This is a genomic window from Streptomyces sp. NPDC048419 (assembly GCF_043200415.1).
Taxonomy (GTDB): Bacteria; Actinomycetota; Actinomycetes; order Streptomycetales; family Streptomycetaceae; genus Streptomyces.
This window is the reverse complement of sequence record NZ_JBICXT010000001.1, coordinates 432,884-455,362: the sequence shown is the minus strand read 5'-3', so window position 1 is coordinate 455,362 and position 22,479 is coordinate 432,884. Positions and strand designations below refer to the sequence as shown.

The 22,479-nt window shown below is 72.6% G+C and carries 18 protein-coding genes and 1 pseudogene; 12 read left to right on the top strand and 7 right to left on the bottom strand.

From position 1 onward, the window contains the following. Nucleotides 1–24: 24 nt before the first annotated feature. From ACGFYN_RS01980 to ACGFYN_RS01960, 5 genes are all read left to right on the top strand, one after another. Nucleotides 25–1,353, top strand: a complete 1,329-nt coding sequence (locus ACGFYN_RS01980) for a radical SAM protein (RefSeq protein ID WP_393863759.1) — start codon at nucleotides 25–27, stop codon at nucleotides 1,351–1,353. Between the two features lie 230 nt (nucleotides 1,354–1,583). Then, a complete protein-coding gene (locus ACGFYN_RS01975; RefSeq protein ID WP_393863758.1) occupies nucleotides 1,584–3,056 on the top strand; it encodes a cellulose binding domain-containing protein in 1,473 nt (490 codons plus the stop codon). 446 nt (nucleotides 3,057–3,502) lie between these two features. Continuing rightward, complete coding sequence (gene rsgA, locus ACGFYN_RS01970; protein WP_393863757.1) at nucleotides 3,503–4,606, top strand: ribosome small subunit-dependent GTPase A; 1,104 nt, start codon at nucleotides 3,503–3,505, stop codon at nucleotides 4,604–4,606. Nucleotides 4,607–4,708: 102 nt separating this feature from the next. Further along, the gene (locus tag ACGFYN_RS01965) at nucleotides 4,709–6,109 is read left to right on the top strand and encodes a bifunctional transcriptional activator/DNA repair enzyme AdaA (RefSeq protein ID WP_393863756.1); all 1,401 of its coding nucleotides are present in this window, start codon (nucleotides 4,709–4,711) and stop codon (nucleotides 6,107–6,109) included. After that, nucleotides 6,109–6,591 (top strand): methylated-DNA--[protein]-cysteine S-methyltransferase, encoded by a 483-nt coding sequence (locus ACGFYN_RS01960; protein ID WP_393863755.1) that lies wholly within the window; start codon nucleotides 6,109–6,111, stop codon nucleotides 6,589–6,591. The genes ACGFYN_RS01965 and ACGFYN_RS01960 overlap by 1 nt, the downstream gene beginning before the upstream one ends. 18 nt (nucleotides 6,592–6,609) lie before the next feature. On the opposite strand, the gene ACGFYN_RS01955 is transcribed toward ACGFYN_RS01960, so the two are convergent. The 3 genes from ACGFYN_RS01955 to ACGFYN_RS01945 form a co-directional block, all read right to left on the bottom strand. Further along, nucleotides 6,610–6,978 carry a PPOX class F420-dependent oxidoreductase gene (locus ACGFYN_RS01955; RefSeq protein WP_393863754.1) on the bottom strand — a complete coding sequence of 123 codons (369 nt, stop codon included), beginning with the start codon at nucleotides 6,976–6,978 and terminating at the stop codon, nucleotides 6,610–6,612. Nucleotides 6,979–7,065: 87 nt separating this feature from the next. Continuing rightward, on the bottom strand, nucleotides 7,066–7,548 hold the full coding sequence (locus ACGFYN_RS01950) for a DUF456 domain-containing protein (protein WP_393863753.1): 483 nt from the start codon (nucleotides 7,546–7,548) through the stop codon (nucleotides 7,066–7,068). Between the two features lie 46 nt (nucleotides 7,549–7,594). Further along, on the bottom strand, nucleotides 7,595–8,584 hold the full coding sequence (locus ACGFYN_RS01945; RefSeq protein WP_393863752.1) for a helix-turn-helix domain-containing protein: 990 nt from the start codon (nucleotides 8,582–8,584) through the stop codon (nucleotides 7,595–7,597). 502 nt (nucleotides 8,585–9,086) lie between these two features. Between ACGFYN_RS01945 and ACGFYN_RS01940 the strand changes: the two genes are divergently transcribed. Both ACGFYN_RS01940 and ACGFYN_RS01935 read left to right on the top strand, forming a co-directional pair. Continuing rightward, on the top strand, nucleotides 9,087–10,496 hold the full coding sequence (locus ACGFYN_RS01940) for a protein phosphatase 2C domain-containing protein (protein ID WP_393863751.1): 1,410 nt from the start codon (nucleotides 9,087–9,089) through the stop codon (nucleotides 10,494–10,496). Between the two features lie 78 nt (nucleotides 10,497–10,574). After that, entirely contained in the window at nucleotides 10,575–12,317 is a 1,743-nt protein-coding gene (locus ACGFYN_RS01935) for a pyruvate dehydrogenase (protein ID WP_393863750.1), read from the top strand. 7 nt (nucleotides 12,318–12,324) lie between these two features. Here the strand turns inward: ACGFYN_RS01935 and ACGFYN_RS01930 are convergent, their stop codons facing one another. After that, nucleotides 12,325–13,716 (bottom strand): helix-turn-helix domain-containing protein, encoded by a 1,392-nt coding sequence (locus ACGFYN_RS01930; RefSeq protein WP_393863749.1) that lies wholly within the window; start codon nucleotides 13,714–13,716, stop codon nucleotides 12,325–12,327. A 217-nt stretch (nucleotides 13,717–13,933) separates the two neighbouring features. On the opposite strand from ACGFYN_RS01930, the gene ACGFYN_RS01925 reads away from it, so the two are divergent. Further along, nucleotides 13,934–14,551, top strand: coding sequence for a hypothetical protein (locus ACGFYN_RS01925; RefSeq protein WP_393863748.1), 618 nt, complete (start codon nucleotides 13,934–13,936; stop codon nucleotides 14,549–14,551). Nucleotides 14,552–14,652: 101 nt separating this feature from the next. After that, nucleotides 14,653–15,114 (top strand): hypothetical protein, encoded by a 462-nt coding sequence (locus ACGFYN_RS01920; RefSeq protein ID WP_393863747.1) that lies wholly within the window; start codon nucleotides 14,653–14,655, stop codon nucleotides 15,112–15,114. Here ACGFYN_RS01920 and ACGFYN_RS01915 read toward each other — a convergent pair. Then, nucleotides 15,115–18,125 (bottom strand): annotated as a pseudogene (locus tag ACGFYN_RS01915) (alpha-mannosidase). It abuts the gene before it with no gap. A 217-nt stretch (nucleotides 18,126–18,342) separates the two neighbouring features. Here ACGFYN_RS01915 and ACGFYN_RS01910 point away from each other — a divergent pair. Next, entirely contained in the window at nucleotides 18,343–18,795 is a 453-nt protein-coding gene (locus tag ACGFYN_RS01910) for an ATP-binding protein (RefSeq protein WP_393863746.1), read from the top strand. Nucleotides 18,796–18,859: 64 nt separating this feature from the next. Here the strand turns inward: ACGFYN_RS01910 and ACGFYN_RS01905 are convergent, their stop codons facing one another. Then, nucleotides 18,860–19,903 (bottom strand): DUF2637 domain-containing protein, encoded by a 1,044-nt coding sequence (locus tag ACGFYN_RS01905; protein ID WP_393863745.1) that lies wholly within the window; start codon nucleotides 19,901–19,903, stop codon nucleotides 18,860–18,862. Between the two features lie 304 nt (nucleotides 19,904–20,207). Next, entirely contained in the window at nucleotides 20,208–21,068 is an 861-nt protein-coding gene (locus ACGFYN_RS01900; RefSeq protein ID WP_393863744.1) for a (2Fe-2S)-binding protein, read from the bottom strand. Nucleotides 21,069–21,223: 155 nt separating this feature from the next. On the opposite strand from ACGFYN_RS01900, the gene ACGFYN_RS01895 reads away from it, so the two are divergent. Both ACGFYN_RS01895 and ACGFYN_RS01890 read left to right on the top strand, forming a co-directional pair. After that, nucleotides 21,224–22,045 carry a GntR family transcriptional regulator gene (locus tag ACGFYN_RS01895; protein ID WP_393863743.1) on the top strand — a complete coding sequence of 274 codons (822 nt, stop codon included), beginning with the start codon at nucleotides 21,224–21,226 and terminating at the stop codon, nucleotides 22,043–22,045. A gap of 127 nt (nucleotides 22,046–22,172) precedes the next feature. Next, a complete protein-coding gene (locus ACGFYN_RS01890) occupies nucleotides 22,173–22,478 on the top strand; it encodes a hypothetical protein (protein ID WP_393863742.1) in 306 nt (101 codons plus the stop codon). Nucleotide 22,479 lies beyond the last annotated feature (1 nt).

The following is a 22,479-nucleotide window of genomic DNA, read 5'->3' as shown; positions in this document are numbered from 1 at the left end:
GTCCGAACCGGGAGGAGAGTGGGGATGGGCAGCCGTACCGCACTGGTCGAGGATCTGATGGAGCGGTTCCCGCATGTGCCGCGGGAAGCCGTCTTCAAAGAGGACCTGTTGCGAGGAGGCGTGGCCTTCGACCCGTCCGCGCTGAGCGACAACGAGTCCGGCGAGGTCAAGCCGAAGTCGTACTTCATCTTCTCCTTCGACCACGGCACCCTGCCGGAGCTGGGCGAGGCCGCGCTGCGCAGGCCGCCGGAGGAGATCATCCTCACCGGCGGTCCGTACGACCTGCGCCGCACCGTCGTCTCCGTGCGCGTGAACCCGTCCTCGCCCTACCGGGTCGCCGCCGACGAGCACGGCGTGCTCGGCCTCTACCTCGACGGGAAGCGCATCTCGGACGTCGGCGTGCCGCCCATGCCCGAGTACTACCGGCACACCCTCTCCAACGGGAAGTCGGTCATGGAGGTCGCCCCGACCATCCAGTGGGGCTACCTGATCTACCTCACCGTCTTCCGCGTGTGCCAGTACTTCGGCGCCAAGGAGGAGTGCCAGTACTGCGACATCAACCACAACTGGCGCCAGCACAAGGCGGCCGGGCGGCCGTACACCGGCGTGAAGGACGTGGAGGAGGTCCTGGAGGCGCTGGAGATCATCGACCGCTACGACACCGCAAAGGCGTCCACCGCCTACACGCTCACCGGCGGCGCGATCACCAAGACGGTCTCGGGCCGTGACGAGGCCGACTTCTACGGCCACTACGCCAAGGCCATCGAGGAGCGCTTCCCGGGACGCTGGATCGGCAAGGTCGTCGCGCAGGCGCTGCCCAAGGACGACGTGCAGCGGTTCAAGGACTACGGCGTGCAGATCTACCACCCCAACTACGAGGTGTGGGACGAGTATCTGTTCAAGATGTACTGCCCGGGCAAGGAGCGGTACGTCGGCCGGGACGAGTGGCACCGGCGGATCCTGGACTCGGCGGACGTGTTCGGCGCACGCAACGTGATCCCCAACTTCGTGGCGGGCGTGGAGATGGCCGAGCCCTTCGGGTTCAAGACGGTCGACGAGGCGGTCGCCTCGACCACCGAGGGCCTGCGCTTCTTCATGTCGCACGGCATCACGCCCCGCTTCACCACCTGGTGCCCGGAGCCGACCACGCCGCTCGGCAAGGCCAACCCGAACGGCGCGCCGCTGGAGTACCACATCCGGCTGCTCCAGGCCTATCGCCGGACGATGGAGGACTTCGGCCTGTCCTCGCCTCCCGGCTACGGCCCGCCCGGACCCGGCCGCGCCGTCTTCTCCGTCAGCTCCTTCATGGACAGCCTGCCGGCGCTGGAGCCCACGGAGACCGCGGAGGTGTGAGCCGGAGGTCCGAGTGACCTCTGGGCACGGTGAGTCGAAGCATGGTCTCCTTGCGTACATGAGGCTGGAGTTGTGCCCCGCGGCCGGTTCCACAGGGTCTGTCAGGACAACTGAACACAGCGCTTGTCAGTTGTGAGAAAAACGTGAAAGGCTCCTGCCCTGCCGCGAGGGTCCCCCCAACTCCATTGCCGTCATGGTGAGTTGACCTCGCTTGTGGATGCAGGAGACCCATGCCCGACCTGCCGACCCCGAAGGACGCCGCCGAGGCCGCGCTGTTCACCGAGTGCTGGGACGCGGTGCTCTCCTACGCGGACCTGTGCACCGCCGGCGCGGCCGCGGCGACGCAGCTGGCCACGGAGGCGTTCGCGCTCGGTATCCGTGAGGTCCGCGCGGCCGAGACCGGGGCCGTCCGCGGCGGCCGCCGCCGGCCCCGGCTGCCGGTGATCCCGCTGCTGCTGACCGCCGTACGCACGACGGCGACGGCCTGGGAGTCCGGCGGGCAGGGGCCCGACCTCGATCCGGACCTGCGGCTGTGGCTCAACTCCGACAAGGCCGCGCGCTACACCGGAATCCCGCTGCGCCGCCCGCTCGCCCTGCGGGCCCTGCGCGACCTCCAGGAGCCGGACGCGGCGCTGCTGTGGCTGGCCGAGGTGGAGGCGCTGCCGCTGCCCGTGGTCGCCCGTCGGCTAGGCCTCGACCCGGACCTCGTCGGCGACGAACTCGCCCAGGTGCGCGGCCTGTTCCGGGACCGCTGCCACCGCGCCCACATCGACACCCCGATGGACGTGCAGTGCCGCAGCTACGCCCGCCTCCTCGACGCGGTCACCCGCTCACCGGCCGCCGACGTCCCGCCGGACCTCTCGCGGCACCTGGCCACCTGCGTGGACTGCGCGGAGGCCGCCGCCTGTCTGCGCCCGCAGGGCGCCGGGCTGCCCGCCGCCCTCGCCGGCGGCGTCATCGGCTGGGGCGGTCTCGCCTACCTGGAGCGCCGCCGCCGCGCGGCCGAGGTGCGGCTGGGCGCGGGCCGCCCCGAGCGCCCCGACGCCGAGGGCGGCGAACCGAAGAACGGCACGAACCGTGCGCGGATGCTGCGCGGCGGCCTCCTCGCCGCCGCCGTGGCCGTGTCGCTGCTCGCGCTGGCGGTGTCGCTGATGCCGTTCGGCTCCGCGGACGACGGTGCCGGGCGCGGCGACGCCCCGGCCGACAGCTCGCCGGTGGCGGCCCCGGCGCCCTCGCTGCCCGGTCTCACCACCTCGCCCGCCGCCTCCGCGACGCCCACGCCCACCGCGACGAGGACCCGCGGCAAGGGGAAGAACCCGGATCCCGAGCCGCAGGGCACCACCTCGTCCACGGCCGCGAGCAAGCCGGTGCCCGACAAGAGCGAGCCGGCCGGCTGCGAGGTCACGTACCACCTCGACAGCCAGTGGCCCGACGGCTTCCAGGCCACCGTCTCCGTCACCACCGCCGGCGCGCTCGACGGCTGGCAGGTCTCCTGGTCCTTCCGGGACGGCCAGCAGGTCGGCCAGATGTGGGACGCGAACGTTGCCCAGAACGGCTCCCGCGTCACGGCGTCCGCCGCCGACTACAACAAGTCGGTCTCCGCGGGCTCCACCCTCACCTTCGGCTTCCTCGCGTCCTGGCGGGGAAAGAACTCGCCGCCCTACGGCTTTTCCCTCAACGGACAGGAATGCACCACATCCTGACGCCTGCAGCTGTACGCGAACCAGGTGGTCCCGGCGACCTCCCTGAGGGAGGAGATCTGGGGCGAGGGGTCGCCGCGCAGCTGCCGGCGGGGTGCGCCACGCACCATGTGCATGTCCTCGGCCGGCAATATTCGAATCACGCAAATCCCCCCACGCTGCGGACGCAAGCCGTCTCAGATGTGTTTCCAGGGGGCATAATTCAGCCACCACGCAAGGGCGTTGGATCCGACCGGCCATTGAAAATCGGTTGACGGGCCCGAGGGCCCTCCGGCTACGGTGTGCGTGTTCCTGCCGAACCCACGTACAGGGCGAAGTTCCGAGGAGGTGTCGACCGATGGCTGTCACTGCGATGAGCGCTGCTCGCATCCAGATCATCAAGTCCACCTCCGTGGCCGCCGGCTGACGACCTCTCACCTCGCCGGGGCCGCCCTTCGAAGGGTCACCCCTTGACTTCCAGCTCTGCTGCTTCATCCGTTTTCTCCGCGCTCGCTCCCTACGGCTGGGACGAGGCATGGGCGGACGAGTTCGCCCCCTACGACACCGAAGGACTGCTGCCCGGGCGAGTGATCCGGGTCGACCGCGGTCAGTGCGACGTGGTCACCGCCGGCGGGGTCGTGCGGGCCGACACCGCGTTCGTCACCCCGAACGACCCGATGCGGGTCGTGTGCACCGGCGACTGGGTCGCCGTCGAACCCGGCGGTAACCCCCGCTACGTACGCACGTATCTGCCGCGCCGTACCGCCTTCGTGCGCTCCACCTCCTCCAAGCGGTCCGAGGGGCAGATCCTCGCCGCCAACGTCGACCACGCGATCGTCGCCGTGTCCCTCGCCGCCGAGCTCGACCTCGGGCGCGTCGAGCGCTTCCTGGCCCTGGCCTGGGAGTCCGGCGCACAGCCGCTCGTCGTGCTCACCAAGGCCGACCTGGTCCCGGACCCGGTGACGCGCTCGCACCTCGTGCAGGACGTCGAGCTGTCGGCGCCGGGCGTGCAGGTGCTGGCCACCAGCGCCGTGGACGGCGACGGGCTCGACGTCCTCGTCGCCACCGTCGCGGGCGGCACGTCGGTGCTCCTCGGCCAGTCGGGCGCGGGCAAGTCGACCCTCGCGAACGCACTCCTCGGCGCCGAGATCATGGAGGTGCAGGCCACCCGGGACGTCGACGGCAAGGGACGCCATACGACGACCACGCGCAACCTGCTCGCCCTGCCGGGCGGGGGCGTCCTCATCGACACACCGGGCCTGCGCGGCGTCGGCCTGTGGGACGCCGAGAGCGGGGTCGGGCAGGTCTTCTCCGAGATCGAGGAACTGGCCCGGCGGTGCCGCTTCCACGACTGCGCGCACGACGCGGAGCCGGGGTGCGCGGTGCTGGCCGCCCTCGACTCCGGTGACCTGCCGGTCCGCCGGCTGGAGAGCTACCGCAAGCTGATGCGCGAGAACCAGTGGATCGTCGCCAAGACCGACGCGCGGCTGCGTGCGGACCTTCGGCGGGAGTGGAAGAAGAGGGGGGCCGAGGGGAAGGCGGCGATGGACCTGAAGCAGGGCCGACGGCGTTAGCGCCGGCCGCGCGGGCCGGTGCGGCGGCCCGCGTCAGCTTCCAGCGTCACGTCCGATTTCCGCCAGCCCGGTGCGCCGCCAGGGCGGAGACTGGACACCGTGATGGACGAGGACACACGCTACGAAGCCGTACGCAGCCGCGACGCCCGTTTCGACGGAGAGTTCTTCTTCGCGGTCGAGACGACCGGGATCTACTGCCGGCCCAGCTGCCCGGCGGTGACGCCCAAGCGGCGCAACGTGCGCTTCTTCGCGACGGCCGCCGCCGCGCAGGGCTCCGGGTTCCGGGCCTGCCGGCGGTGCCGGCCGGACGCCGTGCCCGGATCGGCCGAGTGGAACGTCCGCGCGGACGTCGTGGGACGGGCCATGCGGCTGATCGGGGACGGCGTCGTCGACCGTGAGGGCGTCGCCGGGCTCGCGACGCGGCTCGGCTACAGCGCCCGGCAGGTGCAGCGGCAGCTGACCGCCGAGCTCGGTGCCGGGCCCGTCGCCCTCGCCCGGGCCCAGCGGGCGCACACCGCGCGGGTGCTGGTGCAGACGACGGAACTGCCGATCACGGAGATCGCGTTCGCCTCCGGGTTCGCCAGCGTGCGGCAGTTCAACGACACCGTCCGGGAGGTGTACGCGGCCACCCCGACCGAGCTGCGGACCACCGCACCGGACGGGGGCCGGGGCGGCCGGCGGGTCACCCCGAGCGCCGGGATCCCGCTGCGGCTCGCTTACCGGGGGCGGTACCAGTCCGGTGCCGTCTTCGACCTGCTGGCCGGCGAGGCCGTGCCGGGGGTCGAGGAGATCGGCGGAGAGCGCGGGCGGCGGACGTACCGCCGCACGCTCCGGCTGCCGCACGGCACCGGCATCGTCGCCGTCGGCGAGCGGGCGGGCAGCGCCCGGTCCGCCTCCGGGGCCCACCCCGGAGGCTGGCTGGACGCCAGGCTGCACCTCACCGACCCCCGCGATCTGACCACCGCCGTCGGACGGCTGCGGCGGCTCCTCGACCTCGACGCAGACCCGTATGCCGTCGACGAGCGGCTCGGTGCCGACGACCGGCTCGCGCCCCTGGTCGCCGCCCGGCCGGGGCTGCGGTCCCCGGGCGCGGCGGATGCCGAGGAGCTGGCGGTGCGCGCGGTGGCCGGCAGGACGGAGGCCGAGCGGCTGGTGCGGCGGTACGGGAAGGCGCTCGACGCACCCTCCGGCGGGCTCACCCATCTCTTCCCGGAACCCGCCGTCCTCGCCGGGGCCGAACCCCACGGCACGCTCGGGGCGCTCACCGCCGCCCTCGCCGACGGCGCCGTACACCTCGATCCGGGTGCCGACCGGGAGGACGCGGAGGCGGCCCTGCTGGCGCTGCCCGGCCTGGACGCCGGTACGGTCGCCGTGATCCGCACCCGCGCCCTCGGCGACCCGGATGTCGCCCCGCCGGGCCCGGGCGTTCCCGACAGCTGGCGCCCCTGGCGCTCGTACGCCCTGCAACACCTGCGCGCAGCAGGAGAGTTGGACCGACCGTGATGACCACCCTCTGGACCCGCGTCGACAGCCCGGTCGGCCCCCTCCTGCTCACCGCCGACTCGAGCGGCGCCCTGACCTCCGTCTCGGTACCCGGGCAGAAGAACGGCCGCACGGTGCTGGACGACTGGCGGCACGAGCCCGCCCTCTTCCGCCCCGCCGAGGAGCAGTTCGCGGCCTACTTCGCCGGTGAACTCAAGGAATTCCAGCTGGAGTTCAGCACCACGGGCAGTGAGTTCCGGGAGCGGGTGTGGGCCGCGATCGACACCGTGCCGTACGGGGCGACCACCACGTACGGCGCGATCGCCGCCCGTATCGGCGCCTCCCGGGCCGCCGTCCGGGCGGTCGGCGGCGCGATCGGCGCCAATCCGCTGCTGATCGTCCGCCCGTGCCACCGGGTGATCGGCGCGGACGGGTCGCTGACCGGCTACGCGGGCGGCCTGGAGCGGAAGGTGCGGCTGCTCACCCTGGAGGGGATCCTCTAGGGACGGGCGCGACACCCCCTAGTCCTCCAGGCCCCAGCTGTGGATCCGCCGAGGACGGATGCGGATCACCTCCTCGCTGAAGTGCGGGCCCAACCCGTGTGGTCCGGTGAGGAGTTCGGCGTCGCCGCGGATGTCGATGCCGCGTACCCTCCAGGGGCGCAGGCTGACGATGTCGTCGACGACCAGGGCCACCTTGGGGTTCTGCCGGAGGTTGCGCCACTTCTTGGTGGTGCCCATGGCGTGGCCGCCGATCAGGATCGTGCCGTCGTCCTGCGGGAAGAAGCCGACCGGGTTCGCCTGCGGCTGCCCGTGCGGGTCGACGGTGGCCAGCCGCCCCAGCCGCTGCGACTTCAGATACGCGCGCTCGGCCTCGCTGAATTCGGTCATGCCCCTCAGCCAAACACGCCCGGCCGGCGCGCACATCGGGTTCCCGCCCTACGCCGCCGGCCCTACGCCCGCCCCGGAGCGCCCCCGTCAGCCCCAGATCACCGCCCCCAGCCACGCCCCCGCGATCAGCAGGCAGGTGAACAGCTCCGCCAGCAGGCTGGAGCCGCCCGAGCGCATCGCGGTCCGCAGCGCCGCCATCGCCTCCCCGTGCCGGCCGAGGCGGCGGCGCTCGTAGAGGTAGATGCCGCCCATGAAGCCGGGGATCGCGCCGAGCACGGGGATCAGCAAGAAGCCGAGGAACGCCCCCGCCCCCGCGTACGCCCAGGTGCGGGCGGTGGCGTCGCTCGCGCGCAGGCGTCTGGGCGGCAGGGCCCAGCGCACCACCTGGGCGAGGAACAGCGCCACGGTCGCCCCCACCAGCACCCACCACGACACCGGCTGCGGATCCTTCAGCGCCCACCACATCACCGCGGCCCACACGAGCCACGACCCCGGCAGCCCGGGCACCAGCACTCCGCACAGGCCGAGCAGGAGGACCAGTCCGACCAGCAGGAGGTCCCACACTCCCATCTGACCAGAGTGCCGGAGGAGCGCGGAAGCCGCAGATCAGCGGTGATCAGCCGGAGTGGTCCCGGGCCACCCAGTCCCGCTCGTACGCATGCCAGCCCAGCTGCAGCCGGGTCGTCACGCCCGTCAGCTCCATCAGCCGCTTCACCCGGCGCTGCACGGTTCTCAGGCCCAGGTCGAGCTGTTTCGCCACGCTCGCGTCCGTGAGGCCGGCCAGCAGCAGGGACAGGACCTCCAGATCCGTGGCGTCGGGGCCGTCCGGCTCCTGCTCGGTGACGCCGTCCGTCCCCAGCCGCAGCGGCAGCGCCTCCCGCCACACCGACTCGAACAGCCCGGACAGCAGCTCCAGCAGCCCGCTCTCGTGGACGACCAGGGCGGCGGGCTCCGCGGTGTGCGTGGTGAGCGGCACCAGGGCGAGTGTCCGGTCGGCCACCACCAGCTTGGTGGGCACTCGTTCCACCACCCGCACCCGCTCGTCGCGGCCGAGCGCTGCGGACAGCTCGGTGATGCCGTCCGGCAGGTCCAGCACCGCGCGCTCGACCACCACGCGGTAACGGACCCCGCGCCCGGCCGCCTGCTCCTCCGCCTCGTTGTCCGGGCCGGAGACGACGACCGGGGCGCCGGTGACCAGGGCGCACACCTCCTCGCTCGCCCCGAGCTGGAGCTGGAGGAAGCGCTGGGCGACCGCGGCCGCGCCGATCACCACCTCGACCAGGTCGTGCACGGCGGGCTCGGCCGCCGCCGCCCGGTACTCCTCCGCGAGCACCGCCACCGCCAGCTCCGCCTGCTCCAGGTCGTGCCGCTGCTGGGTGAGCAGCGCGCCCAGCGCCACCGCGGGCGGCGCCGCGACCCAGCGCCCCGGCCGGGCCGACGACTGCGCGGCGAGCCCGTGCCGCTCCAGCCGGCGCAGCGCGCGCTCCGTGTCCTGTTCGCCGAGGACCAGCCGCCGCGCGAGATCGGGCACGTCCGCGGCGCCCACGGACACCAGCGCCCGGTACGCCGACTCGTGCGTCTCGTCCAGCCCCAGCACGCCCAGCATCGGCCTCTCGCCCCTCCCCGGAGTTCCGCGCGGGGGAGCGCGGTGGCGGAAAACAGCCACGGCGCAAACCCGCCTCGGCCCATCATCGCCGTATCACCCGGCCCTCTGCCAAGGTGTGGACACGCCTGTGTTGATCAGCACTTGTGCGCGGCGGAGGGGCAAGTCGGCGACTCACAGCCGATCTTCAGGGAAATCGGTCACACTCGGGGCCGGTCGACCGGCACCTTGGCGTGATCCGGGCATCGAGAACGTGATCCGGGCCCGAGACGTGCCGTCGGCGCAGCGCCGGTACGAAGGGGATTCGGGCCCGGGTCACTCCCGCGTCGCCGGGCGGTTCTCCCGTGGGGGGTGGAACCGCCCGGCGGCCTTGACGCACCGCCGTTCGACGGCTCACCCGAGGGGCCGTTCGAGGCGGAATCCCGCACCGTCCGACGCGGAGTGCCGTACCCGATTTTCCTGATGCCCCGTTTCCATACGGCCCGGTCGGTGGACAATTAGGGGCATGAGCCAGCAGGGGGGAAGTCCCACCGGTCACGACGACGACTGGTGGGGGCAGCTGTACGACGAGGCCACCGAGGACACGGGGCCCACACCCGCGCCCGACAGCCTGGACGACCGGTTCGCCTCGGCCTCGGGAGCCGTGGGCGCGCCCGATCACGAGGGCGCCGAGACGGCCCAGGCACCGCCCCGCGCCGCGATCGCCCCGCAGCGGGCCCCCTGGGAGCCGCCGCCCGCCGCGCCCGCCGGCCCGGCGGCGACCTCCGCCCAGGCAGGCGGCCGTACCTCCACGGAGACGCCCGCCACGACGGCCCCCGCCTCCGCCACCTCCACGACGGACACCGTCGCGGAAGTGGCGGGCGCCGAGGCGGGCCTGCCCGAGGAGCCCGCGCCCGACGGCCAGGTGGCCCGGACCGACACCCGCCTGGACGTCCCCACCCTCCCGCCGGCCCCGGTCGACTACGTCGGCTCGGGCCCGCCCACCTACGAGGCCGAGCCCACCGCGCTGCCGCCCGCCGACCCGGACGACCTCGACGACGTGGTCGCGGACACCGTGCTCGACGGCGCCCGCTACGGCGCCTGCGTCCTGCGTGCCGCCTCCGTCCGCGGGGACTCGGCGCGCTACCGCGGCGAACCGCGCCGCGACTCCCTCCTCACCGCCCGCTTCGGCACCGGCGAGCAGGCCCTGGTCCTGGTCGCGATGGCCACCGGCGCCCGCGCCACACCGGGAGCGCACCGCGCGGCCGCCGAGGCCTGCCACTGGATCGGCCGGGCCGTCGGCCGCAGCCACTCCCGGCTCGCCGAGGACATAAGGGCCGGCCGGCGCGGCGACCTCAAGTCGGGTCTGCACCGCCTCACCGACCGCAGCCTCGGCAAGCTCCGCGCGAGCGCCGCCGAGCAGGGCATCGAGCCGGAGGAGTACGCCGCCACCCTGCGCTGCCTGCTGCTGCCGGCCGACCCGGAGTGCCGTACCCGTGTCTTCTTCGGCGTGGGCGCGGGCGGGCTGTTCCGGCTGCGCGACGGTGACTGGCAGGACATCGAGCCGCGCGTCGGCGAGGTCGCCGGCGAACCCGTCGTCGGCTTCGGCTCACTGCCGGCCGAGACCCCCGACGGCGACCGGCTCACCATGGACCTCGGGATCCCCACACCCCCGAGCCCGTACGACCCCGCGCCCGAACCGCCCCGCGAACCCTTCCGCTTCCGCGCCTCCATCGCCCGCACGGGTGACGCGCTGCTGATGTGCACCGGCGGTCTCGCCGAACCCCTGCGCGGCGAACCCGACCTGTGCCGCCACCTGGCGACCCGGTGGTCCGGTGCCAGCCCCCCCGGTCTCGCCTCGTTCCTCTCCGACACCCAGGTCAGGGTCAAGGGATACGCGGACGACCGTACGGCCGCAGCAGTTTGGGAGGCGTGAGGGTCCGCGCTGTGAATTGATGGAACCCGGAGGGATCCGAAAGACGCAGACCGCGGAGACCGAAGGGCACTGACAGCCATGGCCAAGCAGAACGTCGCCGAGCAGTTCGTCGACATCCTCGTCCGCGCCGGAGTGAAGCGCCTCTACGGCGTCGTCGGCGACAGCCTCAACCCGGTGGTGGACGCTGTGCGCCGCAACGCCGCCGTCGACTGGGTGCACGTCCGCCACGAGGAGACCGCCGCGTTCGCTGCCGGTGCGGAGGCCCAGATCACCGGAGAGCTGACCGCCTGCGCCGGCTCCTGCGGACCCGGCAACCTCCACCTGATCAACGGCCTGTACGACGCCCACCGCTCGATGGCGCCCGTCCTCGCTCTGGCCTCGCACATCCCGTCCAGCGAGATCGGCCTCGGCTACTTCCAGGAGACCCACCCCGACCAGCTGTTCCGCGAGTGCAGCCACTACAGCGAGCTCATCTCCAACCCGAAGCAGATGCCGCGCCTGCTGACGACCGCGATCCAGAACGCGATCGGGCGCAGCGGTGTCAGCGTCGTCTCGCTGCCCGGCGACATCGCCGACCAGCCGGCCCCGGAACGGGCCGCCGAGACCGCGCTCGTCACCTCCCGGCCGAGCGTCCGCCCCGGCGACGCCGAGATCGACCGCCTCGTCGACATGATCGACCGCGCCGAGAAGGTCACCCTGTTCTGCGGCAGTGGCACGGCGGGCGCGCACGCGGAGGTCATGGAGTTCGCCGGCAAGCTCAAGTCGCCCGTGGGACACGCCCTTCGGGGCAAGGAGTGGATCCAGTACGACAACCCCTACGACGTCGGCATGAGCGGACTGCTCGGCTACGGCGCCGCCTACGAGGCCACCCACGAGTGCGACCTGCTGATCCTGCTCGGCACGGACTTCCCGTACAACGCCTTCCTCCCCGACGACGTCCAGATCGCGCAGATCGACGTACGGCCCGAGCACCTGGGCCGCCGCTCCAAGCTCGACCTGGCCGTGTGGGGCGATGTGCGCGAGACGCTGCGCTGTCTGCTCCCGCGGGTGCGGACCAAGGAGAACCGGCGTTTTTTGGACCGGATGCTCAAGAAGCACGCGGACGCGCTGGAGGGGGTGGTGAAGGCCTACACCCGCAAGGTGGAGAAGCACGTGCCCATCCACCCGGAGTACGTGGCGTCCGTGCTCGACGAACTAGCCGACGAGGACGCGGTGTTCACCGTCGACACCGGTATGTGCAACGTGTGGGCCGCGCGGTACATCTCGCCCAACGGCCGCCGCCGCATCATCGGTTCCTTCTCCCACGGTTCGATGGCGAACGCGCTGCCGATGGCGATCGGCGCCCAGTTCACCGACCGCAGGCGGCAGGTCGTCTCGATGTCCGGGGACGGCGGATTCTCCATGCTGATGGGCGACTTCCTGACCCTGGTGCAGTACGACCTGCCGGTGAAGGTCGTCCTCTTCAACAACTCCTCCCTCGGCATGGTGGAGTTGGAGATGCTGGTCGCCGGCCTTCCGTCCTACGGCACCACGAACAAGAACCCCGACTTCGCGGCCGTCGCCCGTGCCTGCGGGGCCCACGGGGTGCGGGTGGAGAAGCCCAAGGACCTCCCCGGCGCCCTGAAGGACGCCTTCAAGCACAAGGGCCCGGCGCTCGTCGACATCGTCACCGACCCCAACGCGCTGTCCATCCCGCCGAAGGTCAGCGCCGAGATGGTGACCGGCTTCGCCCTGTCCGCCTCGAAGATCGTGCTGGACGGCGGTGTCGGCCGGATGGTGCAGATGGCCCGCAGCAACATCCGCAACATGCCGCGGCCGTAGCGGAGTCTCAGCTGTCGTAGGGGACCCAGGCGCGGTCGCCGGAGCCGTTCGTGCCGTACCAGTAGCGCGGCATGCCCTTGATGCTGCTCGTGCGGAACGGGCGGCCGTGGTCGTCGATGCGGAGCGTCCCGCTGCTGCCCTGGCAGGACCAGTCGAGCTCCAGGTACCAGCGGGCGTCGTAGGCCTGCGTCGTCGCGTCGACCAGCAGCACCTCCGGGTCCTCGGCGGAGACGCGGTAGGGGAAGTGCACGGCGGGGATGGCGTGTTCGCTGTCGGCGCCGTTCTTCGGGCGGGCGACGGGGCGGTCGGCGTCGAGGTTCACGGTGAAGCTGCGCGGGGTGAGTTCGCCGCCGCAGCCCTGGTCCATGGCGTACGCGCTGCCGGCGGCCGGGGTGCCGCGGCTGACGACGCGGACCCGCAGCGCCTCCAGGACCACGGCCGTGGAGGACCGGCCCTGCACGGAGATCTGCACCAGCGTCTGCCGCCCGTGCACCGCGCCCTGCGTCGCCGCCCAGGTCCCGGCGTCCTGCTGCACCGGGGGCGGCGGGACCTGCGCGGGCGCCTTGTCGACGACGTAGTCGTGGCCGCAGCCGCTCTGCCAGACCTGGGAGTCCGCGTGCCAGGCCAGGGGCACGCCGGTGACCGGCCGGCCGGCGCCGGTGGGGTCGTGCCCCGGAGCGGCGGACGTGCCGGCCGGCTTCTTGCCGGTGCCGGACGCGGACGCGCTCGGGGTGCCGGTGGGGGAGGAGCTCGCGGACGGCTTCGCCTTCGCCGAGCCGTGCGGCGCCGCGGGAGCACTCGTGAGCGGCCCCGAGGAGGACCGCGGCCCGGCCCTGTCCGAGGAACGGTCGGCCGACAGCGCGGACAGACCACCGAGGGTGGCGAGCAGCGCACAGGCGACGGCGGTGGACGCGAGGATGCGCCGGCGGCGGTACCAGGGACGGGGGGCCGGGGCGGGGGAGGATTCGGGGCCCTTCGGGGGTTGCGCCGAGGCACCGCCGCCGCCGGGCGCGACGCCCTCACCATCGGACGCGGGCGTCTCATCGGCCGGACCGCCATCCACCGGACCGTCATCCGCACCGCCATGCGCCGGACCGTCATCCGCCGGGCTCGCCGCTCGTGGTCGCCGGCGTGCCGCCACCGCGAGCAGCCACAGGCGGTGGAGTTCGAGGCGTTCCTCGGGTGTCGCCCGGCAGAAGGCCGCGAGGCGTTCCGCGGGGGCGAAGTCCTGGGGTACCGCCTCGCCCGCGCAGTACCGGTGCAGCGTGGAGGTGTTCATGTTCAGGCGGCGGGCCAGCGAACCGTAGCTCCGGTCCGTGCGCGCCTTCAGCCGGCGCAGCAGCGCCGCGAACTCCTCGACGTCGTCCCCAGTCTCCACTCTTCCCCCGTCGTCCACCATGTCCCCGCATCCCAGGCACTCATATACCTGCACGTCAGATGGGCTGGGATGGTTCCACCGTCGCCGATCGGCCGTCTGTCGTTGCGCCGGGCCCCTGTGACGGCCGATGCTCTTGGTGTCGCACCGACCAGGGCCGGACAGACCATCCGCCGGCGGGGCGGCATCCCGCACCCATGCACCGATTCTCGACCCATGCACTCGTTTACGGGGGACATCCATGCCCAAGCGCACCGGAGCAGGCGCGCTCCTCGCACTCGCCGCCGCGGGCCTCGCTCTCGGCACCGCACTCGCCGCACCGGCGAACGCGGCCACCACCACGCCGGGCTTCCTCGCGGCCAGGGACCTGCCGCCGCACCCGTCCTCGTCATGGACGGCCGACAAGGTCGCCGTCGGCGTACCGGAGGACACCGAGTGGGACACCTGCCTCCTGGCGCTGCCGGGGCACGAGTGGGCCTGGCACCGCGACTTCCGGACGGACCTCGACACGAACGCCCGCCAGATCACCGTCGTGCTGCCCGACGTCCGCTCGGCCAAGTACGTGATCTCGGCGCTGGACAGGGACATCAAGTCCTGCCCGGAGCGGATCGAGGGGGCCGATCCGGAGACCGCGGCCACGGTGAAGGACTACGGGAAGCTCACCGTCGAGGAGGGCGCCCACGTCTACGGCCTGCACACCGAGACCACCTGGGGGGCGAGCGACGTCCGGCTGCTGTCGGCCGGCCGGGACGGCAGAACCGTCACGGTCGTGAACTGGGGGCAGATGGGCGGTTTCGACGGCGCCCCGTTGAAGGCCTTCAAGAAGACGACCGTCACGGCCGTGAACAAGCTCCACTGACCGCGGCACCAGGGCCGCCCTCTCGCCACGGGGGTCGGGAGGGCGGCCCGCACACGACCACCGAAACGACCACAGCACTCATCGGAAAACGGGGAACACACATGTCCAGCAAGACCCGCACCGTCCTGACCGCCGGCGTCCTCGCCGTCGCCCTCGGCCTCGGCGCCACCGCCACGGCCTCCGCCGGCACGCCGCGCAGCGTCAGCGGCAAGCCGTCCGACAACGTCACCCGCATCGCGAACTTCTACGGCGCCTACATCGACGCGGTGACCGACGAGGACAGCGGCAACCTCGGCACCGCGCTGCGCAGCCACTACCTGACCGCCGGCTTCCAGAAGGAACTGGCCGCCTGGGAGGAGACCGAGCACGCCGACGGCGTCCTGCGCGCCCAGAACGTGCCGCTGTCCTGGAAGGTCACCGACAACGGCAGCACCGCGAACCGCACGGAGGCCGTCGTCACCCTCACCTGGAGCCGCAACAGCACCACCAAGCTGGTCGTCGACATGGCCCGCGACAGCCGCCTGATCTTCCACATCGGCGAGAAGGGCGCGGCAGCCGAGTAGTCACTGCGGCCGCAGCCGCACCGTGAGGATCTGGAACGGCCGCAGCTCGAAGCTCAAGTCGCTTTCGTGCCGCGGTCGTTCCAGCAGGTCCGTCACCTCGGCGCGGGCCACCGGGAACCCGGGCGCCAGCGTGGCCCGGGCCCGCCCGCCCCGGGACTCGTAGAGCCGTACCACCACGTCACCGCTGCGGTCCTCGGCGAGCTTGACCGACTCGACGGTCACGGCCGGGTGGTCGACGCGGACCAGCGGCTCCACGGCGGGCGCCGGCGCCACCCGCAGCGGCAGGTTCAGCGCGAGACCCTCGGCTACGGCGTGCCCGACGTCCGCGCCCGGCAGCAGCGCGTAGGTGAAGCGGTGTGCGCCGAGGTCCGTCTCCGGGTCGGGGCTGTGCGGGGCGCGCAGCAGCGTCAGCCGCACGGTCGTGCCGAGGCCCGCCTCGTGCGGCGTACGGATCACGTCGTGGCCGTACGTCGAGTCGTTGAGGACCGCCACGCCGTAGCCGTCCTCCGCCACCCGCAGCCAGCGGTGCGCGCAGATCTCGAAACGGGCCGCGTCCCAGGAGGTGTTGGCGTGCGTCGGGCGGTGCACATGCCCGAACTGGATCTCCGCCGTGGAGCGTTCGGCGTGCACGTCGATGGGGAAGGCGGCCTTGAGCACCTTCTCGGACTCCTGCCAGTCGACGTCCGTCACGACGTCGACGCGGCGGCTCGCGGCCGCCAGCCGGATCTCCTGCGTGATGCGGGACTTCCCGAACGTGCGGGTCACCCGCACCGCCGCCCCGAGCGGTCCGGCCGCCACCAGCTCCACCGACTCGGCGTCCGTGAGATCCGTGTGCCGGCGCCGGTAGTGCCGGTCGATGTCCCAGGCGTCCCAGGCGTTGGGATGGTCGGGGTGCAGCTGGAGCAGGTTGCCCGGGCCGCACAGCACCTCGCGGCCGGCGGCCAGGTCGCGGACGGAGGCGAGCAGCCCCCGCTCGTCCACGCCCACCCGCAGCCGGGAGTTCTCCAGCACGTACGCGCCGCCGTCCCGCCACGCCCGTACGGTCTCCTCCGCGGTGCCGTCCGCAACCGCCGCGCCGCCCAGGCCCGGCACCGTCACCAGCCCGTCCGCGACCACCTCGGTGCGCGGGTACGGCGAGGCGTTGAGCACCGCGGGACCGCCCGTCCCGAGCGCGGCCACCGCCTCGGCCGTGATGTCCTCGACCTCGGTCAGCACCCGCGCATAGGTCTCCCGCGCCTCCCGGTGCACCCAGGCGATCGACGACCCGGGCAGGATGTCGTGGAACTGGTGCAGCAGCACCGTCTTCCACAGCCGGTCCAGCGCGTCGTACGGGTACGCGTACGACGGATCGCGTACGGCCGCCGTCGCGCACCACAACTCGGCCTCGCGCAGGGCGTGTTCGGAGCGCCGGTTGCCCTGCTTGGTCTTGGCCTGGGTGGTGTACGTAGCCCGGTGCAGCTCCAGGTACAGCTCGCCCGACCACACCGGGCCTGCGGTCCGTACTCCTGCTCGGCCGCCGCGAAGAAGGCGGAGGGCTTCTCCACCTCGACCCGCGGTGAGCCCTCGAGGGACCGCAGCCGGCGGGCCTTCTCCAGCATCTCGCGGGTCGGGCCGCCGCCGCCGTCGCCCCAGCCGAAGGGGACCAGCGAGCGCGTGGCGCGGCCCTTGTCGGCGAAGTTGCGTTCCGCGTGGGCGAGTTCGCGGCCGTGCAACTGGGAGTTGTAGGTGTCGACGGGTGGGAAGTGGGTGAAGACGCGGGTGCCGTCGATGCCCTCCCACCAGAAGGTGTGGTGGGGCATCTTGTTGGACTGGTTCCAGCTCAGCTTCTGGGTCAGGAACCAGCGGATTCCGGCCAGTTTCGCGAGCTGCGGGAAGGCGGCGGTGTAGCCGAAGGAGTCCGGCAGCCAGATCTCCTCGGTCTCCACGCCGAGTTCTTCGGCGAAGAACCGCTTTCCGTGCACGATCTGCCGCGCGAGCGCCTCACCGCCGGGCATGTTGGCGTCCGACTCCACCCACATCGAGCCCACCGGGGCCCAGTTGCCGTCCCGCACCGCCTTCTTGATCCGCTCCCAGATGTGCGGCTGGTTCTGCTTCACCCAGGCGTACTGCTGGGCCTGCGAGCAGGAGAACACCAGCTCCGGGTAGTCGGCCGCGAGTGCCGTGACGTTGGCGAAGGTGCGCGCGGCCTTGCGGACCGTCTCACGCAGCGGCCACAGCCACGCCGAGTCGATGTGCGCGTGCCCGGTCGCGGAGATCCGGTGCGCGCTCGCCGAGGCCGGACGGGACAGCACGTCCGCCAGCGCGGCCCGGGCCGCGGCCGCCGTGGCGCCGACGTCGTGCAGGTCGAGGGCGTCGAGCATGTCCTCCAGGGCGCGCAGGATCTCGTGCCGGCGCGGCCGGTCCATGGGCAGCTCGTGCATCAGCTCCGACAGCACCTCCACATCCAGCACCAACTGCCACACGCGTTCGTCGAGTACGGCGAGGTCGGCAGAGCGGAATCGATAGACGGGCCGATCCCCCGCGGTCAGGACGTCGCCCAGCCGCGTAGGTGCGAACCCGTGCAGAACAGCCGGATTGGCGGCCGCCTCCAGAAGCAGATGCACCGGTTCGCCTCCGCCCGCCGGGGAGCCGACGGTCAGGTGCCGGTTGCGCGGGTGAATGCCCTTGAGCGGCACGCCCGAGGCGTCGTAGAGGAGTCCCTCGGCCTGGAAACCGGGGCCGTCGCCGGAGAAACCGGGGTCGATCACCGCCTCGACGCGGCGGCCCGTCCACTCCTCGGGCACCCGGCCGCTCAACCGGAACCAACTCGTCGACCAGGGCTTTCCCCACGCCGTTCCGGTGGTGAAGGGGGCGTACTCGGCCTGCAGTGCCTGGTCCACGGGAACCGGCTCGCCGGGCACATGCCAGGCGGACAGGACCAGTGGCACACGCTCCGCGTACTGGGCGGGTCGCACGAACTGTCCCATGGCGCGCTCCAGGCGCGCCTCCACCAGTGTTCGGTCGTCGTGCACGGTGGCTCCCTCGTCGCTCGGACGGTACTGCCCAGGGTGGCACCTACCCGGCCGGAATCGTCGCATCCGTGGCCGAACGCCTGGTCGTTGAGGATTGGACATGACTGGCGCGTGCTCAGAGGGGCAAGCATCCCCCGTGAACGTGTTCGACACGGAGGGGACCGACATCGGCACGCGGGCGGGGGTCATGAAGAGGCAGGCGCGAGGGGGCGGTCCCATGGCGATCGGGGCCTTCTCGGCGAAGACGGCGCAGACACGGGCGGATGACGGCGCGGGGCAGGCGCACGCGTCCCAGCTGCGGCAGAGACTCGGACGGGCGGACCTCAAGGCGGTGCCGGAGGCACGCAGGGCGCTGCGCGAGCTGCTCACGCAGTGGGGCAGGCCCGGCCGGTCGGAGATAGCGGAGCTGCTGACCAGCGAACTCGTCACGAACGCACTCATCCACACCGACACCGACGCGGTCCTGACGGCCACGGTCTCACCCGGTGGACTGCGGGTCGAGGTCCGGGACTTCGTGGGCCGCAGACCCAGACTGCGCGTCACGAACACCGAAGACGGCACGCACGGCAGAGGTCTGCTGCTGGTGCAGTCCCTCGCCGACGCCTGGGGCGTCCGCACGCACGGGGTGGGGAAGGTGGTGTGGTTCGAACTGGACGCCGGAGCCGCCTAGTCGGCTGATACAAGACAACGGGAAGGGGGCGCGGCCCGCAGGCCACGCCCCCTTGATCCCGCTGCTAGCCGAACTGCTGCTCGAGGTCCTTGAGCTTGCGCTCCAGGGAGTCGAGGCGCGGAAGGGCCATGGTGTCGTCCTCCGCGGTGAGATCGACGGTCACCGGCTCAGAACCGCTTTTGCGGACGGGCTGCAGGGACGGGCGAGAGCGTACGGGCAGCGGGTCCGGGTTCGATATGGCAGGCTCCGCTGAGACCGGGGCGGAGGCCCGCTCCAGGGCCTGCGGTTCGGCCTGACGGCCGCCGCCTCGGCCGATGAACCCGCGGTGACCCCGGCTGATGGCCTTGAGCTGGGCCCGCTCCAGACGCTCCTGCTCGCGCCGGCGCAGCCGGTTGGTCTCCTTCTGGCGCTGGTCCTCGCGCACCTCGTCTACCGCCTCGTCCAGGCTGCGCACGTTCTCCAGGAGCATCAGCGACCAGGCCTTGTAGGTCTCGCGAGGGGCGCGCAGCCAGCGGACGATACGGATCTGCGGCAGCGGACGCGGCACCAGGCCCTGCTCGCGCAGGGCGGCGCGGCGGGTCTGCTTCAGCGCGCGGTCGAAGAGGACGGCCGCGGACAGGGACATGCCGGAGAAGAACTGCGGGGCGCCCGCGTGGTCGATGCCCCTCGGTGCGTGCACCCAGTTGAACCAGGCCGCGGCGCCCGCGAACGTCCACACCAGTATCCGGGAGCCGAGGGCCGCGTCACCGTGGCTGGCCTCGCGGACCGCGAGCACGGAGCAGAACATGGCCGCGCCGTCCAGGCCGAACGGAACCAGGTACTCCCAGCCGTTTGTGAGGCCGAGGTTCTGCTGGCCGAAGCCGACCAGGCCGTGGAAGGAGAGTGCCGCGGCGACCGCCGCACAGCAGAACAGCAGGACGTAGGAAGCGGTGCCGTATATGGCTTCCTTGCGCCTGCGGCGCTCCTCGCTGCGCTCCCACGAGTCGTCCGTCTTCGCGTGCTCCCCGGACCGCTTGCTGCGCGCGAGCACCGCCACCGCCGCCAGCATGCCCAGGAGCAGTACGGCGCCGGGAAGCAGCCAGTTCAGCGATATGTCGGTCAGTCTCATCTGGGGTCCCTTGCATTGGGATAGGGCGTAACGCCCGCCATAGTGGCCCAATCCCTCGGGCCCTCAGGGGGTTTCGGGGCAAGAGGCCGCCAAGGAAGTGCAAGGGGATGCCCATGGCAGCGATCTGCTCGAACTGCCGCTTGAGGGGCGGGAGTTGAGTTCGAATAAGACTACCCGTACGGGTGGTTCCACGGAAAGTTCCTGCGGCAAGTGAGGAAGTTGTGAATTGCCGGTAACCGGGAGGGCGCCTTGTTCCGTGGCCGATCCTACGGGACGGACGGCGACCCTTGTGGCTGAAGGGGCCTCAACTCACGGCTGTGGCCAGCAGCTTGGCCACCCGGTCGGTGTCACAGGTGCGCGGACAGGTCGCGCACGTGTCCTGGGGGCGCACGGTGTAGAACATGCAACAACTCGCCCGGTCCCGGGTGGGCAGCATCTCGCCGTCCGGTCCGGTCAGCTCCCGGAAGGCGGCGGACCCGGCGTACGGCTTCGTGGCACCCGGCAGCAGCGCCTCCAGCTCGCGCATCGCGCGCCGCTCCTCGCCGAGCAGATGGGCGACGTACCAGAGGCCCTCCACGATCTCGTCGGTCGCCATGCCCCACAGCGCACGCCCGCGCCGGCGCATCCGCGGCCCGAACCCGGCGAGGACCGGTTCGAGGTGCTCGGCGACCGTGGCCCGCACCTCCGCCCGCAGCGCCGCCTCGTCGGCGACGACGCGCGCGCCGGGCAGTGCGGCGGCGGGATCGCCCGGCAGGCAGGCGAAGCCGGCCGGGCGCACGGCCATGCGGCCGATGGAGAGGCCGGGGGCGGTGCGGTCGTAGGCGACGTGCGTCACCGGGAGGCGGGGCACGCGGCGCAGCAGGAACCACGGCACGGTGATCAGCAGACAGGCGGGCCAGGCGTACCGGTGCAGGCCGAAGCTCGCGACCACGTCGGGGCGGGCTCGCGTTCCGTAGTCGCGCAAGACCTGTGCGTCGTCCCACTCCAGGAACGCCTCGAGTCCGGCCCCGCCCTCCGCGAGCGCGTCGGCACCGACCCATCCGCCGGTCCGCGGCACCTGTTCTCCCGCCCCGAGCTGAGTGATCTCCAGGCCCGGAAACGCCGCGGTCAGCCGGGTGTACGCGGCCGTGAGCGCCGACGGGGGCACGGATATGTGCGCGGGCATGCGGGACCGCCGATCCGGGATCGTTTGGAGGTAAGCCTTACCTTACCCAAGATCGGGCAGGTTTGAACTGGCGGCTCCTGCGCCTATGGTGCTTGACGGACGAGTAACAACCCGTCGTAATGGCCCCAAGTACCGACACGTCCGAAGGAGGACCCGTGAGGCAGAGCGCGCAGGGCTCGGCGGAGACGGGGACCCCTCAGGCGTGGACGGCGGCCGTGCCGCGGGTGCCGCAGCAGCCCGCCGCGGCGGACGTCGACCGGGAGCGGTGGGGAGGAGCCGGGCATGCGGGTGCCGCCGCGGGTGCCACGCGCGGCGAGCACACGCACAGCGAGCTCCCGATCCCGCGGCCCCGGCCGGTGCAGCGCTCCTCCGTGCGCGGCCAGATCCTCGCCGCGCTGCGCAAGGCGCTGGTCGCGGGCGAGCTGACGCCGGGCGAGGTCTACTCGGCCCCGGCGCTCGGGGAGCGGTTCGGGGTCTCCGCGACGCCCGTCCGCGAGGCGATGCAGCAACTGGCGCTCGAGGGCGCGGTCGAGGTGGTCCCCAACCGCGGCTTCCGGGTGATCGAGCGCGGCACCCGTGAACTGGCCGAACTGGCCGAGGTCCGCGCGCTGATCGAGGTCCCGGTGGTGCTGCGACTCGCCCGCACGGTCCCGGTCGAGCGGTGGGCGGAACTGCGCCCGCTGGCCGAGGCGACGGTGCGCGCCGCGTCCTCCGGCTGCCGCGCCACGTACGCCGAGTCCGACCGCGCCTTCCACCGCGGCCTGCTCTCCCTGTCCGGCAACGACCAGCTCGTCAAGATCGCCGACGACATCCACCGCCGCGCCCAGTGGCCCCTCGTCGGCACCCCGGCGTCCCGCGGCCGGACCGAGCTCCTCGCGGACGCGGCCGAACACGCGGCCCTGCTGGACGCGTTGATCGCCCGGGACCTCGAGGTGGTACGGGGACTGGTGGGGGAGCACTTCACCGGCGCGCCCTGAGTGACCGGCCGCCGTCACGGAACGGTGGGTTCCAGGTGACGGTTCCCGACGCGGCGAACCCTCACCGCACGGTACGCGTGGACGTCCGCACACGGCACGGACAGTGCCGGTGACGGAGGTGACACCGATGCCCGACCCTTCCTTCTACGCCCAGCAGGCCGCGCAGCAGGCTTCCCGGCAGGCCCAGCAGCAGGCGCAGCAGGCGCACCAGCAGGCCGTGCAGGCCCACCAGCGGGCGGTCCGCGACGCCGCGCAACGGGGCCACCGCCCGCCGTCCGCGCCGGTCCACACGGGACACCGGGGCCGCGCCGGCGGCCTCGTCCCGTTCCTGCTGCTGGTCGCCGTGGCCGTCGTCTTCGCCCGTGACGCCGCACTGCGCCACTCCGTCCTGGGCTCGCTCCACCACCTGCTCGTGACGGTGCTGCACCGCTGAC